General features: G+C 40.6%; 22 protein-coding genes. 8 read left to right on the top strand and 14 right to left on the bottom strand.

Annotated features, from left to right (window positions below; translation table 11 throughout):
- Positions 1-65: 65 nt before the first annotated feature.
- From msrA to H6G77_RS19630, 3 genes are all read right to left on the bottom strand, one after another.
- The gene (msrA, locus tag H6G77_RS19640; protein ID WP_190872493.1) at positions 66-734 is read right to left on the bottom strand and encodes a peptide-methionine (S)-S-oxide reductase MsrA; all 669 of its coding nucleotides are present in this window, start codon (positions 732-734) and stop codon (positions 66-68) included.
- A gap of 251 nt (positions 735-985) precedes the next feature.
- Positions 986-1,582: a hypothetical protein gene (locus tag H6G77_RS19635; protein WP_190676685.1), complete on the bottom strand. Its 597-nt coding sequence runs from the start codon at positions 1,580-1,582 to the stop codon at positions 986-988.
- Between the two features lie 10 nt (positions 1,583-1,592).
- Positions 1,593-3,977: a transglycosylase domain-containing protein gene (locus H6G77_RS19630; protein ID WP_190872543.1), complete on the bottom strand. Its 2,385-nt coding sequence runs from the start codon at positions 3,975-3,977 to the stop codon at positions 1,593-1,595.
- A gap of 367 nt (positions 3,978-4,344) precedes the next feature.
- On the opposite strand from H6G77_RS19630, the gene folK reads away from it, so the two are divergent.
- Complete coding sequence (gene folK / locus H6G77_RS19625) at positions 4,345-4,821, top strand: 2-amino-4-hydroxy-6-hydroxymethyldihydropteridine diphosphokinase (protein ID WP_313954513.1); 477 nt, start codon at positions 4,345-4,347, stop codon at positions 4,819-4,821.
- Between the two features lie 88 nt (positions 4,822-4,909).
- The gene (locus tag H6G77_RS19620; protein WP_190676680.1) at positions 4,910-5,455 is read left to right on the top strand and encodes an NUDIX hydrolase; all 546 of its coding nucleotides are present in this window, start codon (positions 4,910-4,912) and stop codon (positions 5,453-5,455) included.
- Here the strand turns inward: H6G77_RS19620 and H6G77_RS19615 are convergent.
- The 7 genes from H6G77_RS19615 to H6G77_RS19585 all read right to left on the bottom strand — a co-directional run bounded on the left by H6G77_RS19615 (position 5,435) and on the right by H6G77_RS19585 (position 10,792).
- The gene (locus H6G77_RS19615) at positions 5,435-5,587 is read right to left on the bottom strand and encodes a hypothetical protein (RefSeq protein ID WP_190872491.1); all 153 of its coding nucleotides are present in this window, start codon (positions 5,585-5,587) and stop codon (positions 5,435-5,437) included. The genes H6G77_RS19620 and H6G77_RS19615 overlap by 21 nt on opposite strands.
- 124 nt (positions 5,588-5,711) lie before the next feature.
- Positions 5,712-6,047, bottom strand: coding sequence for a XisI protein (locus H6G77_RS19610; RefSeq protein WP_190589448.1), 336 nt, complete (start codon positions 6,045-6,047; stop codon positions 5,712-5,714).
- Positions 6,035-6,454: a XisH family protein gene (locus H6G77_RS19605; protein ID WP_190589447.1), complete on the bottom strand. Its 420-nt coding sequence runs from the start codon at positions 6,452-6,454 to the stop codon at positions 6,035-6,037. Before H6G77_RS19605 ends, H6G77_RS19610 begins: the two co-directional genes overlap by 13 nt.
- A 1-nt stretch (position 6,455) precedes the next feature.
- Positions 6,456-7,106, bottom strand: coding sequence for an HAD family hydrolase (locus H6G77_RS19600; protein WP_190589446.1), 651 nt, complete (start codon positions 7,104-7,106; stop codon positions 6,456-6,458).
- 117 nt (positions 7,107-7,223) lie between these two features.
- A complete protein-coding gene (locus tag H6G77_RS19595) occupies positions 7,224-8,423 on the bottom strand; it encodes an NAD(P)/FAD-dependent oxidoreductase (protein ID WP_190872542.1) in 1,200 nt (399 codons plus the stop codon).
- A gap of 170 nt (positions 8,424-8,593) precedes the next feature.
- Entirely contained in the window at positions 8,594-8,839 is a 246-nt protein-coding gene (locus tag H6G77_RS19590; protein ID WP_190589445.1) for a ChaB family protein, read from the bottom strand.
- Between the two features lie 324 nt (positions 8,840-9,163).
- Positions 9,164-10,792, bottom strand: coding sequence for a DUF655 domain-containing protein (locus H6G77_RS19585; protein ID WP_190872490.1), 1,629 nt, complete (start codon positions 10,790-10,792; stop codon positions 9,164-9,166).
- Positions 10,793-11,007: 215 nt separating this feature from the next.
- On the opposite strand from H6G77_RS19585, the gene H6G77_RS19580 reads away from it, so the two are divergent.
- Positions 11,008-12,177: a cysteine desulfurase family protein gene (locus tag H6G77_RS19580; RefSeq protein ID WP_190872489.1), complete on the top strand. Its 1,170-nt coding sequence runs from the start codon at positions 11,008-11,010 to the stop codon at positions 12,175-12,177.
- 71 nt (positions 12,178-12,248) lie between these two features.
- Here the strand turns inward: H6G77_RS19580 and H6G77_RS19575 are convergent, their stop codons facing one another.
- The 3 genes from H6G77_RS19575 to H6G77_RS19565 are packed head-to-tail and all read right to left on the bottom strand — an operon-like array spanning position 12,249 to position 13,551.
- Positions 12,249-12,446, bottom strand: a complete 198-nt coding sequence (locus H6G77_RS19575; protein ID WP_190589441.1) for a hypothetical protein — start codon at positions 12,444-12,446, stop codon at positions 12,249-12,251.
- Positions 12,447-12,460: 14 nt separating this feature from the next.
- Complete coding sequence (locus H6G77_RS19570) at positions 12,461-12,787, bottom strand: hypothetical protein (protein WP_190589440.1); 327 nt, start codon at positions 12,785-12,787, stop codon at positions 12,461-12,463.
- 17 nt (positions 12,788-12,804) lie between these two features.
- Positions 12,805-13,551 (bottom strand): Uma2 family endonuclease, encoded by a 747-nt coding sequence (locus H6G77_RS19565; protein ID WP_190677455.1) that lies wholly within the window; start codon positions 13,549-13,551, stop codon positions 12,805-12,807.
- A 121-nt stretch (positions 13,552-13,672) separates the two neighbouring features.
- On the opposite strand from H6G77_RS19565, the gene H6G77_RS19560 reads away from it, so the two are divergent.
- From H6G77_RS19560 to H6G77_RS19550, 3 genes are all read left to right on the top strand, one after another.
- Entirely contained in the window at positions 13,673-14,362 is a 690-nt protein-coding gene (locus H6G77_RS19560) for a Uma2 family endonuclease (RefSeq protein ID WP_190872488.1), read from the top strand.
- Positions 14,363-14,530: 168 nt separating this feature from the next.
- Entirely contained in the window at positions 14,531-14,830 is a 300-nt protein-coding gene (locus tag H6G77_RS19555) for a type II toxin-antitoxin system HigB family toxin (protein WP_062293209.1), read from the top strand.
- Positions 14,814-15,218: a type II toxin-antitoxin system HigA family antitoxin gene (locus H6G77_RS19550; protein ID WP_190872487.1), complete on the top strand. Its 405-nt coding sequence runs from the start codon at positions 14,814-14,816 to the stop codon at positions 15,216-15,218. The genes H6G77_RS19555 and H6G77_RS19550 overlap by 17 nt, the downstream gene beginning before the upstream one ends.
- 168 nt (positions 15,219-15,386) lie before the next feature.
- Here H6G77_RS19550 and H6G77_RS19545 read toward each other — a convergent pair whose 3' ends face one another.
- Positions 15,387-18,173 carry a GUN4 domain-containing protein gene (locus H6G77_RS19545; RefSeq protein ID WP_190872486.1) on the bottom strand — a complete coding sequence of 929 codons (2,787 nt, stop codon included), beginning with the start codon at positions 18,171-18,173 and terminating at the stop codon, positions 15,387-15,389.
- 238 nt (positions 18,174-18,411) lie between these two features.
- Between H6G77_RS19545 and H6G77_RS19540 the strand changes: the two genes are divergently transcribed.
- Together H6G77_RS19540 and H6G77_RS19535 are read left to right on the top strand one after the other, a co-directional pair.
- On the top strand, positions 18,412-18,552 hold the full coding sequence (locus tag H6G77_RS19540; protein ID WP_190589434.1) for a hypothetical protein: 141 nt from the start codon (positions 18,412-18,414) through the stop codon (positions 18,550-18,552).
- A 196-nt stretch (positions 18,553-18,748) separates the two neighbouring features.
- Complete coding sequence (locus H6G77_RS19535; RefSeq protein WP_396020679.1) at positions 18,749-19,048, top strand: hypothetical protein; 300 nt, start codon at positions 18,749-18,751, stop codon at positions 19,046-19,048.
- Positions 19,049-19,108 lie beyond the last annotated feature (60 nt).

Here is a 19,108-nt window from a genome sequence, read left to right as displayed (position 1 = left end):
TAGCCAACAGTCTCATTCCATTCGTCGGGGTTAGGTGCAGAATGTATCTTAAGGGAAGATTGCTCTTACTTCACTTCTGCCTGAAACACACCTACCGGACAAGCAACATTTGTCCCACCTAAACCACAATAGCCGTTGGGATTTTTGGCGAGGTATTGCTGATGATAAGCTTCAGCATAGTAAAATTCTGGTGCATCGAGAATTTCTGTGGTGATTTCGCCATAACGCGCTTTGGTTAGTTCTTGTTGATAAGCATCTCGTGATGCTTCGGCTTGCTGTTTTTGACTTGCAGAATAGACGTAAATCCCGGAACGGTATTGTGTGCCAACGTCGTTACCTTGGCGCATTCCTTGGGTGGGGTTGTGGCTTTCCCAAAAAACTTTGAGAAGTTGAGCGTAACTAATAACTTGGGGGTCAAATACAACGAAGACGACTTCATTGTGACCAGTCATACCTGTACATACTTCTTCATAAGTGGGGTTGGGTGTAATTCCGGCTGCATAACCAACAGCAGTGGTATAAACGCCTGGTAGTTGCCAAAATTTACGTTCTGCACCCCAAAAACAGCCTAAACCAAATAACGCCGTTTCCATACCTGCGGGGAAAGGTGGTTTGAGGGCATTGTTATTTACATAGTGATGAGCAGGTACAGGCATTACCTTTGACCGTCCTGGCAAAGCTTCTTCGGCAGTGGGAAGACTCAGCTTTTTTTTACCAAATCCAAACAGTACCATAGTTTCTAACTCTAAGGTTTGCTATACATTCTCAGTGTAGTTAATATTCTAACGATTCTGGCGATCGCTACGGAGTGAGGTAAGCTATTAAGCACTTAGTTTGCAGTTTAGACCGCAGGGGAGCAGAGGAGAGAGTTTAAGTCATTTATGTACAATTTCAATAGTGCAGCTTAAATGCTGATTAGCTTACTTCTAAATTAAAAAATATCCTATCGCTGTGTAGGCAAGAGGGTAGGTTGAGAATTATCAACTCATTGTTCTTTCACCCACAATGCTAATCCGCCTCCGCGACCACGGGCAGCGATCAAATTATCTGTGACTAAAAAGAAGGCAAAAAATGGCAATTTAGCTATGGGTTGGTTGTCAAAATCTATTGTTTGTGATTTGTTTTTACCTAGAGGTTTGTTATAGACAACACGACCAAATAAACCAATTTGGATATGAGTAAAATCAAATGCTAAAAGGTTTTTTTTGCCTAAATATTTAACTGGGCCTGTGAGTTTTAACAACGCAGACCCTAGTTTTACCTGATTGCTAATTTCACCTGTGGTTGGTGTTATTTGACTAAAGGAAATATAAGTTGGCGTAAATCTAGGCCAATAAAAACCTTTGCCTAAAATAATGCCACCACGCTGTCTCACTTTACGTGTGCCGGTGGCAAAGCAAAGTCGCCATGTTCCGACAAGAGAATCAAAATTATAGCTAATGCGTTGCTGTTTGGCGGTTTTTTCAGCTTGTAATAAAGCATCAACCACTACTTTAGCTGATGGGCGATCGCTATTTTGACCAGCTTGTGCTAACGTGGCGACAAACTCTGATGCCGTAATTGATGGTAATTCAGCAGTCATGAACAGTTGACTATTGTGAAGAAGACTTTGGTCTTAGTCTATCGCGCCAACTGGGTGTTGATGTTCCACCAGAACCTGAAGAACCAGAATTATTACCAGTGGAAGCAGGTTGAGAATTACGCGGTGCGGCCGAGTCTGATCCTGTTTGCCTGGAGTTGCGGCGAGAACGAGATGGTTCTGTGGCTGTGGCACTAGATTCATTTTCGCCTGTACGAGAGCGTCGCCCTCTTCTGGGTGTGTCACTGCTATCTTCTTGGGCTTGATATCGCCGCCGTCTTCTGGGTGTTTCTGAATTATCTTCTTGCTGCTGGTAACTATTTCTGCGTCGTCTGCGAGATGAACTGCTATCATCAGAGTCGCTGGAACTTACCTCCTCATTATTGTCACTGGAACTGTTGCGGATTTTTTTCGATTTAACAGGTTCGGCTTTAATTGTGCCTTTGCGACCTTCTAATTTTGGTCTTTCGGGGAATTTTTCGACTGGCATTCCCTCTGTCACTTTTTCCATAAATTCGTGCCAGGTGTAAGCCGCACTACCACTAGCACCATAGGTAGGACGGTTATTATCGTTACCTAGCCAAACGCCTGCCACAACTTGCGGGATGTAGCCAATAAACCACAAATCTCTAGCTTCGTCGGAAGTGCCAGTTTTCCCAGCTACAGGCCGATTATCGAGTTGGGCTGCTGCACCCGTACCTTCGACAACCACGTTACGCAACATCCAAGTCATGATGGCGGCACTATCAGCATCTAAAGCCCGTTGTGATTTAAAATCGGCTGACCAGATAACTTGACCTTGGCGGTTCAGAATGCGCCGAATACCGTGGGGTTCAACGTGTAAGCCCTGGGTGGCAAAGCTGCCGTAGGCGCTGGTTAATTCTAGAAGGTTGACTTCATTAGAACCGAGGGCGAGAGAATAATGGCGATTCAGTTTTGATTTAATGCCCATATCGTGGGCTAGTTTAATTGTTGGCTCAAATCCGACATCTAGTAAAACTTTCAATGCAACTATGTTCACGGAGCGCGTGAGCGCATCTCTCATATTCATCATGCCCCGGAATTTTTCGCCATAGTTTTTGGGTTCGTAACCATCGACGACAAAGGGTGCATCTAAATAAGTATCGTAAGGGCTTTTGCCAGTCGCGATCGCCGCAGCGTAGACAAATCCCTTAAATGTTGAGCCTGGTTGACGTTTGGCTTGGGTAACACGATTAAATTGGTTTGTGCCAAAGTCTTTACCGCCCACCATTGCTTTAATTTCACCACTGCGGGGTTCAATGGCCACTAAAGCGGCTTGCTTAAAGTTTTCCCAGCGCCCTTGATTTTGTAATACTTTTGTAACTGCGGCTTCGGCGGCTTGTTGCCATTTCAGTTCTAAGGTGGTTTCTACTGTTAACCCTCCAGCCGCCAGCACGTCTGCGGGAACATATTTGGGTAATTCTTGCTGGACGTAACTTGTAAAATATGGTGACTCTACTTGTAACCGTTTGGGCAAACTCGTTTTGACCACTAAGGGTTCTTGAGCAGCTGCTTGACTTTCGGCGGCGGTAATAATTCCATCTTCCCGCATCCGTTGTAATACCAGATTGCGTCTTTGTTTCGCGGCTTCTGGATTTTGGGCTGGCGAATATAAACTCGGTGCAGGGGCTAAACCAGCAATGGTGGCTGCTTCGGCTAAAGTTAGTTGGTCTACTGGTTTGCTGAAGTATACCCAAGCGGCATCAGCTACACCATAGGCACCGGAACCTAAGTAAACCAAATTCAAATAACGTTCTAAAATTTGGTCTTTAGTAAATTCTTTTTCAAGTTTCTGGGCGAGACGAACTTCTTTGAGTTTGCGCCAGATGGTTTTTTCTTGTTTTAAGAATAAAATCCGGGCTAATTGTTGGGTAATGGTGCTACCACCTTCGACGACATTTTGCGATCGCAAGTTATTTAAACCTGCTCTGGCAATCCCTTGGGGATCAATACCATTGTGTTCTGTAAATCTGCGGTCTTCTGAGGCAATAAAGGCTTTTTTTAAAGTATCAGGAATTTGTGTGATTTTAAGTTGTTCTCTGGTAGCTTCTCCTTGCTGTTGGAGAATTTCTCCATCAGCAGCTTTGATGGTTAAGGTTTGTTCCCGAACCACAGCTTGTAATTCTGATTTATCCGGCAGAGTTTTATCGATGGAGGTGACGATATATTTCGTACCAACCACGCCACTACCGACAGTGAGTACTGCCCAAAACCAGAAACGACGATAAAATGGCTTTTCCCTACTGGTGAATATCTTGACTATTCCAGAGGAAACATGAGCCACCCGGCCAAATACTTGGCTGGCTTTTCCCACCTTGGTTGGGCTTAAGCTCTCGTCGGTGGATTCTTCATTTTTATATTGATTCCCAGGCGACAATCGCGGTTCCTCCTTGTCAGAGTCACTCAAACTTTGTTGGTTGTTGCTTGAACCAGGAGGTGAGATTCCCCACGTTAGTTCCTTGCTCCAAGTAAACACAGGTTAACCGCCTAAAAGAGATTTTAGGGTTTAATTAACTGTGTTCGTGTTAGTATATTATCCTATAAATAATTAACTGAATTCATTGCTACATAAAATATTATTCTGCTGTTTAATAGTAGAATTTTGTCAAGATTCAAGCTGTAATTTTATTTAATTCTTCAAAGAAAAATTGTTAAAAGTATCCGGTCTCAACGGGGAGCAAAAAATAACAAATCATCCTGATGATAGTGGGCGAGAATTTCTTAGTAGTAAGGAAGGTGTACAGATAGCGGTAGCACTGGGAAGTAATCTAGGGGATTCTTGGCAAATATTAACAGATGCGATCGCCAAGTTAAGTGCAGTACCAAACATGCAATTAACAGCAACATCCAGTTGGTATAAAACCAAAGCAGTAGGGCCGCCGCAGCCAGATTATATTAATGGCTGTATTATCATGCAAGTAAACATCTCACCGCAGGGATTACTAGAAACCTTGTTAGCCATAGAACAGCAATTTGGAAGAGTTAGGCAAGAACGTTGGGGGCCGCGATCGCTCGATTTAGACTTGTTGTTGTATGATCAGGTAATTCTAGACACGCCAAATTTGCAAATCCCCCATCCGCGAATGCGAGAACGAGCATTTGTTTTAGTTCCCTTAGCCGAAATTGCACCGGACTGGATTGAGCCAGTTTCCGGATACACGATCAAACAGTTGGTAAAAGATGTAGACTGTTCTGATGTACATTTACTGAAGAGCAATTAAAGTCACTACCCATAAACAAGCAAAATCCTGATCCCACAAACGACAGACACAGTTTGTTCGTTGATTTTGAAAAGATAAAAACATCACTATGCCATTAGGTAGAGAATTACCACAGTTATTAAAGCAGCGCCTATTTCACAAAGGACGCAAATTTGATTTTGAAGTGAATCGTTTGCGTTTACCCAACAAATCAGAAGGAGAATGGGAGTGCATTCGTCACCCCGGCGGGGCGTTGGCTGTACCTGTCACCAATGAAGGAAAACTGGTGCTTGTGCGTCAGTATCGCTTCGCCGTTCAAGGCAGAATCTTAGAATTTCCCGCAGGCACTTTAGAATATAACGAAGATCCCCAAGCCACAGTCAAACGGGAAATTGAAGAAGAAACAGGCTATAGCGCCCAAACATGGCGCAAACTCGGTGAATTTTTCCTTGCACCGGGATATTCCGATGAAATTATTTATGCTTTTCTCGCCCAAGATTTAGAAAAGCTAGAAAAGCCGCCTACCCAAGACGAAGATGAAGACATTGAAACAGTCCTGATGACACCAGAGGAACTGGAAGCCGCAATTTTACAAGGCGAACCAGTCGATGCAAAATCAATCGCCAGCTTTTTCTTAGCGCGTCCTTTTTTGTAGTTGTTGTTGGATAATCAAAAGCGATCGCTCGTTGATTCTACCAGACTCAGAGCGATCGCTTTTGCTTTGAGATTTATTACCATAAGTTAAGCAGAAAAGTAGGTTGAGGGAAGCGATAGCGAAACCCAACAAAGTTTGCTTGGATGGTGGGTTAGTCTTCGAGAAGCCGCGCGGAACGCATCTACGTTACTCAACTCAAGCTACGCCACAATTAGTTTTTGGTCTTAATACCCTTTTACCCTTATTTTTCTGGAGATTAACTAATTCCAAATCCACTATATTCTCTCATATATGGAGGTTGCAGTCCCAGAACAATATCGTTTTTTGCAACTCCTTTAGCTATTAATATATCAGCAATGATTGTGTCTGTTTGATTGCGTTGAATCCAAATTTTTTCTTCTCTAATTTCTAAATGAAGTACACAGTTATAAATCCGGCGATGTTCGTTCCAACCCAAATCAATTAATAAGTAACGGTCATTGACTAAATCAAAAACTGTTTCTGATTCAATTTCTCCCCCTAAAACTTTTCCGTGAGATTCTTCAGTTAATACTTGCTGAATATATTTGCGATATCTCGTTAATTTATCCATTTGATAATTACCTCATTTCTTGAGTCATAAATGATTAACTTAATTTGATATCTCCTAATAGAAGCTTGGGGCAAATCTCGATAAAAAAATGATTCATAAGCCTCAAGCGGGACAGCTAAATATAGCAGACGTTCTGGTTCAGTTTCTTCTAAAACCAGACGATAATTCAAAAATTGCCCTAAAGCTAGATGAAAATCAAAAATAGCTGAATCACTGAGAAAACTTTTAACTTCTACTGCTATTTTTTGTTCATATTTTTCTGCGGCTATAAGTTTCTCTGCTCCCAAATCGATGGAAATTTTATCCTCTTCACCAAATTCAATCCTTAATGGGTCATGAGTAATTACCCATCCCTCTTTTTCTAGTCCCTGTTTAACAGCATAATGAAATTTGTCTCTAGCAGACATTCTATTTTTTATCCCGATTTATCCAAATCCCGCGCATCCCAACAGCCTTCGCCCCTTGATAATCTTCCACAATGCTGTCGCCAATATGCCATGCTGCTGACGGCGCACAATCATGTTTTTCTAAAGCAACGGCAAAAATTTGGGGATCGGGTTTAGCTGCACATGCTTGAGTGGAAATTGTCACTGAGGTAAAGTAGTCACTAATTCCCAGACTTTGCAACACAGAATAAATTCGAGAATCAAAGTTAGAAATAATCCCTAGTTCAATTCCCAAACGTCGCCAGTTCATTAAAGATGGCACGACATCAGCATAGATAAACCAAGGTTCAGCCGTGCCGAAATGAATATAAAGTTCGCTAAAAAAAGCCGAAAAGTCAGAAAATTGCTGGAGAACACCAGCCGTCTCAAAGGTATTGAGGGCAATTACTCGCCACCAGTCAAACTCGCGTTGAGGTACATCGGCTGGTTCTGCATCTAAAAATATCGGTGGTGGTGCAGCTTTAAAACTTTGGATAAATGCTTGATTTAATCTGGGCGCAGAAACTTCCACACCAAATTCTTTGGCTATCTGACTATATACTTCGCCTACACTGCCTTTGACACCAAATATTGTGCCGACAGCATCTAGAAAAATAACTTTCGGTCGTTCCATCAAACTGTTTGTAATGAATGTATTTTGAACGTGATACTAATGTGAACCAAGACAAGGACAGATGGATTGATAGAACCCAAATACTCAAAACAATTCCCAACCCAAAATAATACGAGATTAAATTGATTGGGAAATTGTCTCTATAATAGGACGGACTAGCCAGTTAAAGCCAACTTTGAGTTGATGTTCTAAAGTCGGCATTCGATACAAATAGGCAAGACGACGCGCCACATAGCCTAAAGAACCGTCGAGTTTCACGCCTAAACCCGTGAGAGTGGCGTTATCTGTACCCAGGGCCAGCATTTCGCCAAGTTTTTGATAACGGAAGGGTAACAAAGGGCGATCGCTCAAAGAAGCCCAGATATTCCACGCGGTATAATCAGCTTGTTGAAAAGCTGCTTGGGCTGTGGCGGGAATTTGTTGATCTTCCGCATCTCGACAGTCGGCTAAATCTCCCAAGGCGAAAATTTCTGGGTGGTCAACTACTTGTAGGGTTGGTGTGGTCGTAATTTGATGACGTTGGTTTTGTTTAAAAGGTAAGTTTTTCACCACAGGCGTGACTTGTGTACCTACAGTCCAAATCACTAAATCTACAGGAATCGTATCAATCTGATTTTTATATTCCAGTGAAATGGTATCTGCACCAATTGATTCCACTTTGGTTTCTAAATCAATAAATACACCCCTGGCTTCTAAAGCTTTCTTGGCGGTTTCGCGGTTAAACTCTGGGGAGGTGCGTAAAATTTGGTCGCTGATTTCAATTAACCGCAAACGTGCTTTTTCGCCTAGTCTGTCGGCTAGTTTACAAGCTAATTCCACACCACTATAACCAGCACCCACAATGGCAATGCGGATTTTATCAGCCTCGGATTCTGCTAAAACTTGCAGCCGTTGTTCTAGGCGGTAAGCATCATTGATAGTACGGAAAGGTAAGGCGTAGGATGTAGCGCCGGGAACCATATCAAGTGGTGTTTCTCCGCCTAAAGCCAGCACTAAGCGATCGTAGGGAATTTCTGGCCCGTCTTGTAATTGTACTCTTTGCTGGTCGGTGTCAATGCCTGCGACTACTGCTTGGTAAAAACGTACACCTGTACCTTGGAGAAGTTCGGCAAAGGGAGGCGCAATTTCCCAAGTTTGCAATTCACCTGTAAGCAATTCGTAGAGTAAGGGGGAAAATAGAAAGCGATCGCTTTGGTCTACCAGTACAATTTCGGGTTTTTGCTGCGATTCCCAAGGTAACTGGCTTAAGCGCAACGCAGTGTAGAGACCACCAAAGCCTCCACCAAGGATTAAAATTCTCTGAGTTTGTTGAGTCATCATTTGTATAGGATGGTTAATCCCCGTCGGGCATCTACCTCTCAGTGTAATGATTTTAGGACTGACTCACAAAGATTTCCTTTGGAGATTGGGTGAAAAAGTGAAAGGGTGTAAGGGTTTTAGATACATACACCCCTATACCCCCATACCCCTACACCCCTTCTTCTGAGTTAATTACCACCAGAAGTCACGGATTTATTGTGTATGGCGGTATCTTCAGCTTTTCTGTGCCATTCGCCATTTTGACTTTGTTCGTATTCGTTTCGTACACTATTCCAAGCAACATCAGTAGCACCTGCTTCACTTAACCCATCATGTTGAGAAGCGTTGAAAGCAGCACAGAAAATTTGTTGAGCATGTTGAGGAAGTTTGTCTTGAATATCTTGAGGTAATTCTTCTATTTTGTTATAAGGCATAAACTAACTCCAGTATTTTGACCTGGGTTAATCCTAGAAAATCTAGCCATACAACTTCCTCTGACTTTCAGTAGAAATGGGTAATAAATATAAATAGGTCAACAGAAAGATAGCAGTCTTATTTGAGAAATGAAAAAAAGAGATAGGGAAGACAAGGTAGAGAGATGTTTGTATATTATTTAGGATTGTCTATGCAGTTCGTTAAAAAGAATACTTTTTCACAACTCAGATAGGATTGCTATAAAAACTGAGATGCACCCTTACAAACATCTCCCCCTTGTCTTCCTTGTCTCCCTTGTCTCTTTTATTCACATATCAAACCAATTACAGGCTCACATAATCACGCCATTTATCCAGCATCTTGGCACTGATACCAGGAATTTGCTCTAAATCTTGGAGGGAGGTAAATTTTTGTTGTTGACGCGCAATAATTATCTTTTGAGCTAACTTTTTACCCACACCAGGAAGAGTGGTTAATTCTTCCAGACTGGCTGTGTTGAGATTGATTTTTTGGGTGATGAGATTTTGGCTGGAAGTTGGTGCAGATATTGTCGGACATTTTTTGGTTTCTGCTTGCATTTTTGCTTGAATTTCTAATGGTAAACCAAGTTGTGCTTTGGCATAAAGACGGGCAAATTCTCGCACATAATGAGCCGCCACTGTAGGATTTTCAATCACCATCAGAGTTTCATCGTTGCCATTGTTAGCTGCATCTGACCAATTATGTGAACCTGTAATGATTATTCTATTATCAATAATTGAGAATTTATGATGGAGTAAATCACCTTTGGCTAATACAGGTACACCCACACTAGTAATTGGCTTTGACCAAGGTTTATTGTCATTTTCATACTTACATTTATTACTCAAAGCTACTCCCATCATATCTAAGGCTTCGCTGTAGAAACGATAAGCAAACTTAGCATCAATTAAAGCCTGAATATTTATACTTTGTTGATGACGCTGTTCTAAAATATTGGCAAGTTGCTGTTCAGAAAAGACAAATAATGCTAAATCAATTGATTTAGTAGCAGTGTTTAACTTTTCCCCAATTAACCCATTACTAGTTTGACTCCAAGGTTGAGTAGGAGAAGCCGGAGAAAATTGGATTGTAATTTTGCTATCACCGATGGTAATTTGTTGGGGAGGACGCAGTGGTTTTTTAATGCCAAATTTGCTGTCTGGTTTACCTCCAGGGCCATCACCCCACATAATATTAAACTCTTTGGTAAACACAGTTGCTAATTCGGGACTATCAATTTTGAGTAAATTATTGGCATTACCTACACTAACAGGATTGCTAAAATCGCCAAAAGTGTCGCTAGGGGTGAAGTTAGCCGAAGTTACAACTACAATGCGATTATCCACAATCAAAAATTTGTGGTGCATTAAATTACTACCTGCGGAACCGTCAGCTTGGTCATCGATTACAGGAGTTTTGGCATTTTGTAAAATTACTAATGCGTCTCTTTGATTAATTTCTTCCTGGCTGAGTTGATTATCGTGATTTAAGTCAATAAATTGATAAAAATCTTTGTATCTTTCTTGTTCTCTAGTTGTTAGTTTTTTAACTTCTGCTGCTGTAAAGCTACTCCAAGGACGACTATAAGTATTTTCTAAAATTACTCTCACTTTTACCCCGGCTTTTTGTCTGTCTACTAATGCTTGGGCAACTTTGGGTAAGCGTAATTCTTGGACTGCTACATCTATTGTAGATTTCGCTTGAGAAATAGTATCAACAATGATTTTTTCTAAGTCATCACCTCGTCGGGTTTGCTGACGGTAAGATTCACGATATTCTGAAGATTCAGACTGATTTAAATAGACTTGAATCAATGAATCTTGTGGTAAAGGTGATAAACGCTGATGGGATGATTTAACTTGTTGACAAGCTGTGGTCACAAATATTAAGGCAAATAGCCCAAAATACCCTGATCTACGAAAAATTGGCACGGTAATCTGCTAAAAGTAAATTGGTAGCGAACATAGTTATTGTTCCCAAAATGCAGTACGCCAATTTAAAGAGGTAAACAGCTTGATCGGCAGTTAAAAAATCTTCCTATTGATGCAGATTAATTCACATTTTCTCAAGATTTAACCAGACAGCTTTGTATGGTGAAAATAGTGAGTAGCCCATTGCCCATGTCTTTCCGCCCTAATGTTGTGATATGCAAATATATTTAGATTACAGTGCTACTACTCCAACTCGCCCAGAAGCGATCGCAGCGATGCAAGCAATTCTCACTCAACAGTGGGGTAATCCTTCTAGCTTGCATGAGTGGGGACAAAGGGCTGCAACTGTTTTGGAACAAGCCAGAGTTCAAGTTGCAGACTTAATTAACGCTATTGATTCTGAATCAATTATTTTTACGGGTGGCGGTACAGAATCTGATAATTTGGCAATTATTGGTGTGGCAAGGTTGTATGCTGTACCGCAACATATCATTATTTCTAGTGTGGAACATTCCGCCATTTCTGAAACGGTGCGAATGCTAGAAATGTGGGGTTGGGAAATTACACGCTTAGGAGTGGATAACTTAGGAAGAGTTAACCCGTTAGATTTACAAGCTGCATTGCGACATAACACCGTTTTGGTGTCAATAATTTACGGACAAAGTGAAGTCGGGACAATTCAACCAATTAGCGAGTTGGGCAGAATTGCGCGATCGCATGGTGCAATTTTCCACACTGATGCAGTGCAAGTTGCGGGACGTTTACCCCTGGATGTGCAGACATTACCAGTTGATTTACTCAGCATTTCTAGCCATAAAATCTACGGGCCGCAAGGTGTCGGGGCATTGTATATTCGTCCTGGTGTCAAAATTATGCCTCTGTTAACTGGTGGTGGGCAAGAAATGGGGATGCGTTCGGGGACGCAAGCTGTACCAATAATTGCTGGGTTTGGTGTCGCTGCTGAATTAGCCGCCAAAGAACTACCAACCGAAACACCAAGGCTAATTGATTTGCGCGATCGCTTGTTTGCTTTGTTAGCAGATGTCCCTGGTTTAATTCCCACAGGCGATCGCATCCATCGTTTACCCCATCATGCAAGTTTCTGTCTGGAATACGCCGACGGTGAAAAACTGAGCGGTAAAACCTTGGTGCGACAATTAAATTTAGCGGGTATTGGCATTAGTGCGGGTGCTGCTTGTCATAGCGGTAAACTCAGCCCCAGCCCGATATTATTAGCTATGGGTTATTCCCAAAAAGCAGCCCTGGGAGGTATTCGCATTACATTAGGACGAGATACCACGGAAGCAGATATTGATTGGACGGCGATGGTATTGAAACAGGTTTTACAACGAATCACCGCAGATTTTACATTAGCCACACGTTGATATTAACTAAGCTTCCGGTTCAACGCCGAGCGATATACTTGCTTTGTGGGGTATTCAGCCAGTTAATTGCATTAAAAAACTGATGGGGCAGTTGTTGAAATAGTTTTTCTCAACTCCTGTAACAATGATTCCAGAAACATCATGTCATTGGTGATGTCTGAAATCTCATCATCACTTAAATTGTCTGCCTCTAATTGCTTTTGATAAGCATCAATCCTGTATTCTATTGCCTCAACAATAAACCGAGTTGCTTTAGGAGAAAAATTCACGTTCAAATACTCCCTTAATTAACTTTGTAAAATGCCTCACCCACTAACCGCAATGCTGTTTTGTAGTCTTCCATTCGCATAGTATAGCTTGGTTCCCATAGCCAGTGATTGCCGTAATCATTCACCAAGCGGAGTTCATTAGGAATATCATTTCCTTTTTCCAACTTCCACCAATTCTTGCCAATTCCCTGAACAGCAAACGTTGAAATTCCGCCAGAACCTGCAACAACCAAAATATCACCATCTTCTTCGTAAGTTTCAATGTCTTGTGAACGAATGTTATCCATCCTGGAGGAAGTTGCATTTCCCATACGATACAAATCAACTGGAGTTTTTCTCATACCAGTCAGCCCAATAACTAAACTTCTGGTTCAACGCCGAGCGATCGCAATTGAGCAATTAAGCGTTCATTTCTTTGGCGTTCTTGTTCGGCGCGTTGGGCTTCTTGTTCAGCGCGTTCGTCACCAGTCAACAATAAATTACCTTGCAAGTCCCACCAGCGTAGCCAAGGTAATGCCATATTTTGGTATTCTCCCTGCCAGATACCTAATTCCACACCTAAAGGATGTATGGGATAATGCCCACGTTCGTTAGCTGGTAACAGCTGATACTGTCCTTCAATTAAGTGATAAACTTCCACACTAGCTTTATTTACTTCATAAATGCCGTAAAAAGCTGGATGAATTACTTGCTCATAAATCCAAAATTTGCCTTTCAAGGGAGTTTTATCTCGCTCCTCTCTCCCATCACCAGAAGCAAATTCTAAAGCAATTAATGGGGAAATATACTCACGCCACAACACGTAAGACCTGCGTGTTTGTCCCTCAAATGAAGGCGGTACATTTCCTACATAAAACCAATCTGGTGCTTCTGCGCCTTTCTCTGGAGGATCAGTTAAGCGCCAATAAATACCTAAATCTTGACCAATACAATAATGACCGTCAGGATGTAATTTTTTGAGTACTGGTGTAATTGAGTCAGTCAATAAAATACTTTGGGGATGTTCTTGCCAATTCTTCACGAAACTTCCGTCTGATTCTGGTAGCTGCGTATGGTCTGGGAAAGGAGTAAGTTCTTCAGTAGCTCGATTGATTGCAGAGGTCATAAAACACCTTTGCAGGGATAAGGGTTGTTTTTTAGTTTAGCAACTAACGGCGAAACATTTGGTCATCAGGTATCACGTTGCACTGCTACGCTAAACTGATAGCAATGAGATAGTTGTAGTCATGTCTGTTGCCCAAGATTTAGAAACTCCAGAAGATGTTATATTTCCCCCAGGGGATTTATATAGTGACGAACCGCCTTTGGAAAGTGACTTACATCGGCTACAAATGACGCTGCTAATTCAGTGTCTAGAATTGTGGTGGAGCAACCGCAATGATTTTTATGTTTCTGGAAATATCACCATTTACTACAGTCCGCGCCAACGCAAGTCAGAATATTTTCGCGGCCCTGATTTTTTTGTAGTATTGGGAACAGAACGCCAACCTCGTAAAAGCTGGGTAGTTTGGCAAGAAGACGGTAAATATCCCAACGTGATTATTGAACTGCTCTCAGATTCTACCGCCGCCACAGACAGAGGCTTAAAAAAAGAAATTTATCAAAACACCTTTCGCACGCCGGAATACTTTTGGTTTGACCCCAATAATTTAGAATTTGCTGGGTTTGTTTTAGTAGCTGGTAAGTATCAACCATTAGAACCAAATGCTCAAGGTTGGTTATGGAGTCAGCAGCTAGAGTTGTATTTAGGAATTGCTCAAAATAAATTACGCTTTTTTACGGCTGAAGGTGAATTAGTCCCCACACCAGAAGAAATCGCATATCAACAAAAGCAACGCGCCGAACAAGAAAAACAACGAGGCGATCGCTTGGCAGCAAAACTGCAAGAATTAGGTATTGACCCCGATTCTATATAGTGGATTCACTTCTGACTTTTATTTAAGAAAAGTCGGTTGGGTGGAGCGATCGCGTAACCCAACATTTAATATCATTGATATTGTTGGGTTTCACTTCGTTTCACCCAACCTACACTCTGACTGCTGTTTAAAGTAATATCTAATTACTCACTTTCTTTCATCAGGAAGATGCACGTTATTAGTTTTAAAATATTAAGAGAATATGCAGAAAATCACGCTGATTCTCAGGAAACTTTGAATAACTGGTATAAAATTGCTAGTAAAGCTAAATGGTCAAACTTGGTTGAATTACAGCAAGTTTTTCCGAAAGCTGAGGCTGTAGGTAATTTTACAGTTTTCAATATTAAAGGCAATAAATACCGCTTGATTGTTAGTATAGATTATGAAGGTCAATTAATTTATATTAAATATATCCTCACTCACGCAGAATACGATAAGGATAATTGGAAAAATGACCCTTACTTTTAATCCAGAAAAATATAAAGAACTATTAACAGCGTATCTTCCTAAATTGATTAAGACTGAAGCAGAAAACGAAGAAGCATTAGCCATTGTTGAAGATTTAATGCACCGTGAACGAACTCCTGAAGAAAATGAACTCTATCAATTATTAATAACTTTAATTGAAAAATTTGAACATGAATATTATCAACCTGAGCAACCAAATACGCCTCAGTCTATGCTGTTATTTCTTTTAGAACAATCAGACAAAACCAAAGCGGATTTACAAGCTATTTTAGATTCAGAAAATTTGGTTGATAATATTTTAAACGGCAATCAAAAAATAACTCCAGAATTAGCGCAAAAACTGGGAGACTTTTTTCATGTGGAAGCAAGTTTATTTGTAATTAGTTGAGTGAGTTACAGCAGATTAAGAGACTCTGGAAGCTTTATCACGCAATCAATACGCGCTATCCTATTAGAAAAAAAGCAGCGCGATCGCGTAACCCAAAATCTAATATCATTGATATTGTTGGGTTTGGTTTCGTTTCACCCAACTTACACTCTTACACTCTCATTACTTTTAACGGTTTACTCTGGTGTATACGGTAGTAAATTTCATATATTGGAGTGGAATTGGTGTAAACGGTAAGTGTCCTTTTTTTAGTTTTAATGCTGAGGTATTTTTTTCATAAATTGGTGTAATCCATTCGCTTTCTACTCTCCACCCCACCGCATCAGCGAAGCGTTTATAAGCTTCGTAGATTTTGTCATCTTCATCTCTAACTCTACCACCAAAACGAGCATATATCGATTTGAAAGGCGCAAGAACCTTGTTGAAAGGTGAATTTGTTTGGCTTCCTTCTAAAATTCCACCAACACTGAGATAAATTTCTTTCTGAACACTAAACCCAAAGTGTCCATTGCTGTAATCAACCCATAATTTATCAATAATTGCTAAATCTTTACAGGGAAAATTCCTAATGTCTTCTAGTTCCAGATAGCTTTGTTTGTCTTTTCCTGCGACTTTCAGTATCACCTGCAATGTTTCCTCGTCAGCTTTTTTCCACATACCTGCTGCTAAATAATAGGCTAGTTGATGATACTTTTCTGGGATGCGAAACCGAACTAGGCGGAATGTATTTGTTGATGTTTCCCGTTGATAACAAATTCCTGCTTCACCAAATCGTTCTCTGGTTTTTTCACTCAACCAAGCACAAAACGCATTACTGTTTACAAAGTCTAGCTGATTGAGGTTGTTTTCCAGAGTTAAGTCTGAATCACTGTTGTTTTGTTCTAATAAAAACAACCGATATTCTGCTTCAGTGAGATCAGTATCATCGACTTTTTGTAATGTCCAGATTTTTTTACCTGCTGCTGTTATGGTAACTCCAGGTTGCTCGTCGGTTTCTGAACTACCAAGAAAACAATCTTCGTTGAGATAGTTTAGCCGTTTTTGCAGTTGCACTGATGCAGCTAACTTAAAAACTTCTACGTCATTTGACTGTAATCCCTGTTCTACTTTGTCGAGTAATTCCTGCTCTTTTTCTCGACTAACTCTGAGCTTATTTTGTAAACACTCATAAGCAAGGGTGAGGTTTTCTACAGTTGGCTTGTTTAATGCCGCATCAATTAGTTTATCTATTTTGACTTGACCAGCATAGAATAATATAGTTTGTCTCCACCAGTCCAAGTATTTTTTATCTTTCGCAAAAACTTCTAATAAATCAGGTTCATGTTCGGCTTTTGTGAGTTCCACCGCCGTTAAATATTCTTGAAAGGTACGATGGGTAAATTCATAGAGTTTCTCTTGTTTGCGATCGCTCAACAATTCTCGCACACCAAGGTCATCTTTTTCGATAAAAGCCTCTGGTGTAAACTCTTTTCCCGCCTCAACCATCTGAGCTAGTTCTTGTTGCAGAAAATCTTTGGCAAGAAAAATATTACTGTCTTGACTTTTCTCATCTAGGGTAAACTGAAGCACTTGGCGTTTAGTCATTTCCAGCGCGAGTGCTTGCAAAGCTTCTTGCTTCTGTTCTGGCTTGAGTGGATAGCGGGTAGTTCCAGAAATAGATTGTCTTCCTTGAAGCAGCACATCACAAACTTGTTTATATAGTCCAATTCTGGTAGGAGCAAGACTGGTTTTCTCTTTATAAGTATTAATAATTAATGCCAGTAATAAGGGATTTGTTGCCATTAAACGCAGAGAAGGAACCGCATTAACTTGGCGCACTAAATCATCTTTTTTAGCTTCAGCATTTCTTCGCAGTTGTTTTTCTGATACTTTTCCAGAGTTACGCCGCTTCTCTAAATTAAAATACCACTTGTAAACAAATTCATTGCGCTGTTCAGTTGTAAATGACCTAACAAAATAAGCCGGGGTATTTAACAGAGGTGCTTGATTGTAAGCTTGTGGACGCGACGTAAGAATGAATGGTAATTTATTGTTATAACTTTGGAGTTGCTGAGAAACCCAATTACTGACCTGTTTTCGATGCTCATCGTCGGCAATTTCATCAAGTCCATCTAACATTACCAGACATTTGCCATCTTTTAGCTGCTTGTTAAACCAATCTTGAGTTTTTGATGATTCATCTTTTTTCGCCTTAGCAATTACTTGCGCCAGAGAAGAATTAGTATCCGCCACAATAATTGGAGCAACATCTCTCAACCGCAACAAAACAGGAATAAGTTGAGGCAAACCTCGATCCAATTTTGATTGTTTCCGCAGTGCAAACAAAAGGGTGATGTGTCTTAAAAGTGTGGTTTTTCCTGAACCTGGAGCGCCTAAAATTACCAGTTTTCGCCACGCCAATTTTTTGTTTGTAATTCCTCTCAACAAACTGCCAATTTCAGGTTCTTTCTGAGTTGCAATACTTCGAGAAATTTCTGTTTGTGCAAAGGCCGAATCTTGTTCTAGCTCAGTTTCTTCACCAACCGTCAAATCTTGAGGGTTATAAACTGGCTGTTCACAATTAAAGCCTAAAGGGACAAATACATTCTCTAAATCTAACCCTTCACCACTAAATCCGCGTCCCTGATATTCTTGACATTCTGCTGTTATTGTAGCGAGGTACTCAGCCCCAAATTTATCTGTAATTGCTGTCCACCATTTGGGAATTTGCGTAGCCAGTAACCAGTCTAGAAATTTATCAAAATAAGGAAGAAGTTTACTCCCAATTCTAATAATCAGCGCAACAACAAAAGTGATTCCTAGAAAAATAACAAACTCTTGCCATCGAGCATTTTTAGCATGATCAGCAGCAATAGCAACAAAAATACCCGGTATACCCCACCCAACCAATTTGTTGTCTAAAATCTTTTGTACCGATTCCCACCAAGCTGGTTGATTATCTGGGCTTTGAGTCATGGTAGTGTAGGTCTGGAAGTATGGATCGCTTGTGAAATAATACCTGCTGATAGCAGTATAAGCGATCGCTACCTCCGAAAAATTACCTAATAAATAATTTTAGAAAGTTTTAATCAGATACTCAGCTTCTTGCTGAACATCAAGCGATCGCACTCTCCAATAAACTAAGAAATGCGATCGCTCATCAACAGCATTATCTAATAAACATTCTGTCGTTACAACATCAAGTTGTGATGCTATGGCTCAATTCAGGTGTAGCTTGGGTGGAGGAATGGAACCCAACATTCTCAAGACTCTGTTGGGTTACGCTATCGCTACACCCAACCTACTTGAAATTGCTGAATATGCTTTTTATTTTAATACAATCAATAAATCCTAAAAATTTTTCTCATCCTTATTCCAATACCTTTATAAACTGCCATTTATCCAGATTTAATCATTTATAAAAATATTTAAGCAAGTAGTTGACACGTATATTTTTATACTTTATTATAGATAGCATGAGAAAGGCGATCGCCGTCCTGTCAAAGTCTGCAATCGCCTTTCTTCCAACACCTAATTAGGAGTCGATTATTATCATGGCACAAGAACATAAATTCGGTGATGATCAAGATTCTGCTCAAACACCACCAGAACAATTTTTGAGAAGAAAAAATTTTGATGCAGCCACTCCCAAAGCATCTAATCAACAGCCATTACCCAACAGAGAACCGATTAAACATTTGTTGATTGGTTCACCCAAAGCTGTCACCAGTACAATACATTATTTGCAAGCGATCGGTTATGCCGAGGTAGGCGATTGGAGTCCATTAGTTCCAACCGACAACCCTGATCAAGTGATGAGTATTTTAATCCGTCAAATTTTAGTTGCATAACTAACCACAACTACCCCGGCTTTTTTCTACAGTCGGGGTGATTTTGCAGCTGATTAAATT

The sequence above is a fragment of the Aulosira sp. FACHB-615 genome (assembly GCF_014698045.1).
Lineage (GTDB): Bacteria > Cyanobacteriota > Cyanobacteriia > Cyanobacteriales > Nostocaceae > Nostoc_B.
The sequence above is the reverse complement of the archived record's forward strand: the minus strand, read 5'-3'. Positions and strand labels throughout refer to the sequence as shown.